We start from the raw sequence: 2,503 nt of genomic DNA on the forward strand, positions 1-2,503 counted from the left end.
CAGTCCGACTGGCCGAACACTGCCTTGCCGTAATATTTGTCCTGGTCCTCGATGTTGAGCGCGATGCGCGCGCCGATCTCCTTGGCGAAATTCTGGAACAATTGCGCGTAGCCCGGAATGTCGGAATAGCGCAGCGTCGTCAGCGTGATATCGAAGCCGCTCGCCAATCCTGCCGCTTCAAGCAATTGCTTTGCTTTGGCGATATCCTGGACGCGCTGCGGCACCGTCTTGTCAGTGGCGGGAAAGGCCGGCGCGAACGGGCTGTCATTGCCGGTCGCCGCCATGCCACGGCACAGGCCGTCGACCAGCTTCGAACGATCGATGCACAGTGCCAGCGCCTGGCGCACGCGCTTGTCGGTGAAGGGACCGGTGTCGCAGCGCATATGCAATTGGCGGTGCGCGGTCGAAGCGACACGCAGCACGGTGATGTCGGGGCTGTTGAGCACCACCTGGCTGACATCGAGCGGAACCGCGTCGAGAATGTCGACCTCGCCGGCCTGCAGCGCCAGGATGCGCGGCTGCACGTCGCCGTAGAACTTGAATTCGAGCCGGTCGGGCAGCGCCTTCTCACCCCAATAGTCGGGGTTGCGGATGAAGGTCGCGCCGACTTTCGGCGTGTAGCTCTCCAGCCGGAACGGCCCGGTGCCCTCAAAGGTCTTTTCGTAGTCGCCCTTGTAGCTCGCCGGCAGGATGACGGCGTTGTAATTGTCGATCGACACCGAATAGGGAAAGCTGCCATTCGGCGCGTCGAGATGGAAGGCGACAGTGTGGTCGTCGACCTTCTGGGTGCCGCCCTTCGACAACAGGCCTTTGAATACCGATAGCGCGTTGGAAGCGCCGTTGGGATCGGCCAGCCGGTCGAAGGTCGCGACGACGTCGTCGGCCTTGAAGTCTTCGCCATTGTGGAATTTCACACCCTTGCGCAGCTTGAAGGTCCACACGCTGCCGTCCTCGTTCGGCGCCCAGCTCTCGGCCAGCACCGGTCTCAGGGTGAGGTCCGGCTGGGTGACGCAGAGAAACTCGGCGGTCTGGAAAACCAGCTGGTAGCTGCCGCTGTCATAGTAGGTGACGGGATCGATAGCGCCGCCCGGCGTCGCTACGCCGGCGCGCACCGTGCCACCCGGCTTGCCCTCGGCGCGTGCTTGCGGCGTGCCGAGGCCGGCGGCCGCGACAAGGCTGCCCAGGAACGGCAGGGAGAGGCCAAGCACGCTGCCATGGCGCAGGAAATCGCGGCGGCCCATCCTGCCGGCAAGCAATTCGTCAACAGCGGAATTTTCGATTGCGGTGAGCGTTCTGCGAGCGTTGTCGATCATCCGGAAATGCTTGGGCATGGCTGGATTCCTCGCTTGCCTTGGGGCTCGGCCATCTAGTTCATTGTTGACTGTCGCCGGAAAGCGATATTTTTTGATAGGGGTCATCGAAATTTTCGATGCAAGAGGTGGGCATGGACACGGAAAATCTGCGCAGCTTTCTCGAAGTCGCCGCCCATGGCAGCTTCACCGTCGCGGCCAGTCGGCTCAACCTCGCCCAGTCCACCGTCAGCGCGCGAATCAGGGGGCTGGAAGATCAGTTGGGCCGCCGGCTTTTCGTGCGCGACCGCGATGGCGTCACGCTGACGCCGGCCGGCCGGCAGTTCCTGCCGCATGCCTCTTCCATCACCCGCACATGGGAGCAATCGAGACAGGACATCGCCGTTCCCGATGGCTATGAGACTTTGCTGCGGCTAACCGCGCCTGCCTATCTGTGGGACCGCATCACCTCGCCATGGGTCGAGTGGATGCGCACCAGGCGGCCGAATGTGGCGCTGCGGCTTGAAGGCAGTTTCCCGGATCTGGCGATCGACCAACTGGCGGAAGGCTTGCTCGACATCTGCATCCTCTATCTGCCGCGGCCGCATCCCGGCATCGTCTACGAAACGCTGGCCGTCGATCAGGTCGTACTTGTCCAGCATGCCGCGCAGACGAAGCCGTGGACCGAAAACTACATTCTGATGGATTGGGGGCTGGAATTCCGCATCGAGCACGACCGCGCCTTTGCCGGCATGGTGAAGCCGGCCATATCGGCCGGACTGGTCTTTATTGGCCTGCAGCACGTGCTGTCACAGCAGGCGGCCGCCTATCTGCCGCTCAGCGCCGTCAGCGGTCATATCGAGCGTGGCGAGATGCGGCGCATCGACAACGCCCCAGTGTTCCAGCGGCCGATCTACCTCGCCTATCCTTCGAACCCCCTCTCTTCGGATGTTCTGGATGTCGCGCTCACCGGCCTGCGCATGCTGGCCAGGGACTGGGCCGAAGGGCAGGGCTTTTCGGAAGGGGATCGTTCCCTTAGCATGGCAGGCCAGATCTGACTGCCAAGTCACGGGAGCGGCAGCGCTATGCCGGCTCGGTCACGACCGCCTTCTGCAGCCTTGCCAGTTCGGCGTAAGGAATGTGGCAGCGGATCGAATGGCCGGGCTGGGCCTCGCTGAGTGGCGGCTCCTGCTGCTCGCAGATCGGGCCTATCT

General features: G+C 63.2%; 2 protein-coding genes. One reads left to right on the forward strand and one right to left on the reverse strand.

What is annotated here, in order from left to right:
* Positions 1-1,331, reverse strand: a 1,331-nt coding sequence (locus EN935_RS30895) for an ABC transporter substrate-binding protein (RefSeq protein ID WP_164771487.1), incomplete at its 3' end; no start/stop codon positions are given.
* Between the two features lie 113 nt (positions 1,332-1,444).
* Between EN935_RS30895 and EN935_RS30900 the strand changes: the two genes are divergently transcribed.
* The gene (locus EN935_RS30900; protein ID WP_109662018.1) at positions 1,445-2,347 is read left to right on the forward strand and encodes a LysR family transcriptional regulator; all 903 of its coding nucleotides are present in this window, start codon (positions 1,445-1,447) and stop codon (positions 2,345-2,347) included.
* Positions 2,348-2,503: the final 156 nt, after the last annotated feature.

The sequence above is a fragment of the Mesorhizobium sp. M7D.F.Ca.US.004.03.1.1 genome, assembly GCF_003998635.1.
Classification (GTDB): Bacteria; Pseudomonadota; Alphaproteobacteria; order Rhizobiales; family Rhizobiaceae; genus Mesorhizobium; species Mesorhizobium loti.